This is a genomic window from Acinetobacter sp. (assembly GCF_036659555.1).
In the GTDB taxonomy this organism is placed as follows: Bacteria; Pseudomonadota; Gammaproteobacteria; order Pseudomonadales; family Moraxellaceae; genus Acinetobacter.
Genome location: NZ_JAVXCI010000159.1, coordinates 1 through 3,166, shown reverse-complemented (window position 1 = coordinate 3,166; position 3,166 = coordinate 1). Strand labels below are relative to the sequence as shown.

Genomic DNA, 3,166 nt, shown 5'->3' with positions numbered 1-3,166 from the left:
TTCACAACTTCGTGGCTAAACACATGCATGAAGTCAACCAAAGCCAAGTCTTTGCAGACCGGAAGAAAAATGCAAAACGCGGCTATGACAAGCACAAAAAAGGGAGATATTCTGATGATTATCTCCCTTTTTTAATGCCGTTATTTTGCGGTTTATAGACGCTTAAGCGCTGACAATCCGGGTTGAAGCTTTCACCATATCCCCCAGGCCATGGGTCTTAAAATAATATTCCATCCAGCTTTTCACCATCAGCGGACTGCTCATTTTCAGCACGCGCTCCAGCTGCTCCTGCGCATCGCTCATCGGCACATGGCAAATCGCCTTGCGCACGCGCAAAATATTGCTGGAACTCATCGACAGGGTATTGAAGCCCATCGCCATCAGCAGCACCGCAGACAGCGGATCGCCGGCCATTTCGCCGCAAATGCTGACCGGCTTATCGTATTTATGGCATTCCTGCACCAGGCGCGTCAGCGCGCGCAGCACGGCAGGGTGCAGATGCGAATACACATTGGCAACCCGCGGGTTGTTGCGGTCTACCGCCAAAAGGTACTGGGTTAAGTCATTCGAGCCGACGGAGAAGAAATCCACCAGTTCCGAAAACTCTTCAATCTGCAGCAGCACGCTGGGCACTTCCACCATAATGCCGATTTTCGGCTTGGTGATTTTCACCTGCTCTTCTTCCTGCACCGCATGCCAGTCGCGGTCAAGCAGGTACAGCGCTTCTTCCACTTCGCTGACGCTGGTCACCATCGGCAGCAGAATATGCAGGTTGTTCAGGCCGATGCTGGCTTTCAGCATGGCGCGGATCTGCGAAGAGAAAATTTCCGGATGATCCAGCGTAAAGCGGATGCCGCGCCAGCCCAGCGCAGAGTTTTCTTCCTCAATGGAAAAATACGGCAAGTCTTTGTCTGCGCCGATATCCAGCGTGCGCATCACCACCGGCTTATTGGCAAAGTGGCTCAGCTGCTGGCGGTAAATCAGGCGCTGCTCTTCTTCGCCCGGAAAGCGGTCACGCAGCATAAACGGAATTTCCGAGCGGTATAAGCCGACGCCTTTGGCGCCGCGCTGCACGCCGCGCACCACGTCTATCATCAGGCCGGTATTGACAAACAGCTTGACCGCGACACCATCAGGGGTGATGGCGTCTTTGGTTTCATACTGCTTTAAGTCTTTGGCAATCTGCTCTTCTTCTTTTTGAATCTCTTTATAGCGGGTGCGCAGGCGGCGCGGCGGATTGGTGAATACCCGGCCCTGATGCGCATCGACAATCATTTCCACATCATCAAGCGTATTGATGGGCAGTTCAGTCACGCCCACTACGGTAGGAATGCCCAATGCGCGCGCAACAATCACCATATGCGAGTTCATCGCGCCTTCGGTGGTGACAATGGCGGCGATTTTATCCACCGGCAATTCCACCAGCGCCGCCGTGGAAATTTCTTCGCCGATTAAAATGCTTTCATCGGTCAGTTCGCGGTGGCCGGAATCGGCTTCCTGCAGAAAGGCCAGAATCCGGCGGCCCAGATCCTTCAGGTCGGCAACCCGCTCGCGCAGGTAGTCATCTTCCATCTGCGCAAACAGGGCAATGTGCTTGTCAATCACATTGCGCACCGCGCCTTGCGCCCAGTTGCCATCGCGGATTTCCGCTTTGATTTCGGCCGGCAGGGCATTTTCATCCAGCATGCGCAAAAACACGCTGAACAGGGCGCGCTCTTCCGCCATTAAGGCGTCCTGCATTTTGTCGTCCAGCGACTGGATTTCCTTGCGCACCGCATCAAGGGAATGATCCAGCAGTGCTAATTCTTCGCTGATGTCATCGGCTTCACGGTCAGGAACCGCGCCCAGGTCTGCAGGCGGGTAGAGGATGACGGCACGGCCAATCGCAATGCCGCCGGAACCGGAGATGCCCTGGAAAGTTTTATAGGTCGGCAGGCTGTTCTGCTTGCGGAACACGTCAATATTGCCCACGGCATGCGCATGCGCGATGACGCCGGACAGCTGCGCGCAGAGGGTCACTAAAAAGGATTCCGCCGCTTCGCTGAAATCCTGCGGCTCTTTGTTTTGGACCACTAAAACGCCCATGACTTTGCGCCGGTACATGACCGGCACGCCCAGAAAGGAGTTGTAGATTTCTTCGCCGGTTTCAGGCAGGTAGAGGAAACGCTCATGCTTCGGCGCATTGTCCAGATTGACAATTTCCTCGCGCTGGCCGACCAGGCCGACCAGGCCTTCGCTGGTGTGCAGCGAGACATGGCCGACAGATTCAGGGTTCAGGCCCTTGGACGCCATCAGCAGGTAGCGCTGGTTGCGCTCATCCAGCAGGTAGATGGAGCAGACATCAACATGCATGGCTTCAGCCACCTGGTTGACCATAATGTCTAAAGATTCATGCAGGCTGGCTGACGCATTAATCTCTTGGACAATGCGCCTCAAGGTATCCAGCTGCATATTTGACATCGTGCCTGCTCCTAAAAAATGAGTTATCCGCTTTAGTTATATCAATAGACGCCTCAAAAATCTGCACCTGAAATGCGATTTTTCAAGGTTTTTTTGCCGGCAGCTGGCTGCACAGCTCGACCATGGCCCTGCGATAGACATCGCGCTTAAAATTTACCACCTGACCCAGCGGATACCAGTAGCTGACCCACTGCCACTGGTCAAATTCAGGCGGATCGGACAGATCCAGCTGAATATGCTGCGCTGAAGCGGTCAGCTTCAGCAAGAACCACTTCTGCTTTTGACCAATGCATACCGGATCTGAATCCGGACGTATATATCGATTCGGCAAACGATAACGCAGCCAACCTTTAGTTTGCGCGATAATCTGGACGTGTTCGGGCAATAAGCCGACTTCTTCCCTCAGCTCACGGAAAAGCGCCTGTTCGGGGGTTTCGCCATGCTGAATACCTCCTTGCGGAAATTGCCATGCATTGTGACCAATGCGTTTTGCCCATAAAACCTGTCCAGCCTCGTTTGCCAAAATGATCCCGACATTGGGTCGGAAACCTTCTGAGTCGATCATTTGGCTACCTAAATATTGTGTAATTTATAACTTTGCATCCGGGGATTGTTATTTCTGCATCCAGCTCGGAAAATGCGAAGTGTAAATAATGTTAAAATTGCTATGATCTTAACGAATTTCTATCGACTAGCGGAGATAGAT

3 protein-coding genes are annotated in these 3,166 nt (G+C 53.1%); 1 reads left to right on the top strand and 2 read right to left on the bottom strand.

Annotation, left to right across the window (positions count from 1 at the left end):
• Nucleotides 1-158 (top strand): DUF7230 family protein (locus RSA72_RS14625; protein ID WP_443098334.1); only part of this gene is annotated, 158 nt, incomplete at its 5' end.
• Nucleotides 159-162: 4 nt separating this feature from the next.
• Here the strand turns inward: RSA72_RS14625 and ptsP are convergent.
• Together ptsP and RSA72_RS14255 are read right to left on the bottom strand one after the other, a co-directional pair.
• On the bottom strand, nt 163-2,460 hold the full coding sequence (gene ptsP, locus RSA72_RS14260; RefSeq protein WP_332624000.1) for a phosphoenolpyruvate--protein phosphotransferase: 2,298 nt from the start codon (nt 2,458-2,460) through the stop codon (nt 163-165).
• Nucleotides 2,461-2,542: 82 nt separating this feature from the next.
• Nucleotides 2,543-3,025 (bottom strand): RNA pyrophosphohydrolase, encoded by a 483-nt coding sequence (locus tag RSA72_RS14255; protein ID WP_332623999.1) that lies wholly within the window; start codon nt 3,023-3,025, stop codon nt 2,543-2,545.
• Nucleotides 3,026-3,166 lie beyond the last annotated feature (141 nt).

Excerpts from the sequence above, each read along its gene's own strand:
- ptsP (WP_332624000.1), bottom strand. The coding sequence starts at position 2,460 with ATGTCAAATATGCAGCTGGATACCTTGAGGCGCATTGTCCAAGAGATT.
- RSA72_RS14255 (WP_332623999.1), bottom strand. The coding sequence starts at position 3,025 with ATGATCGACTCAGAAGGTTTCCGACCCAATGTCGGGATCATTTTGGCA.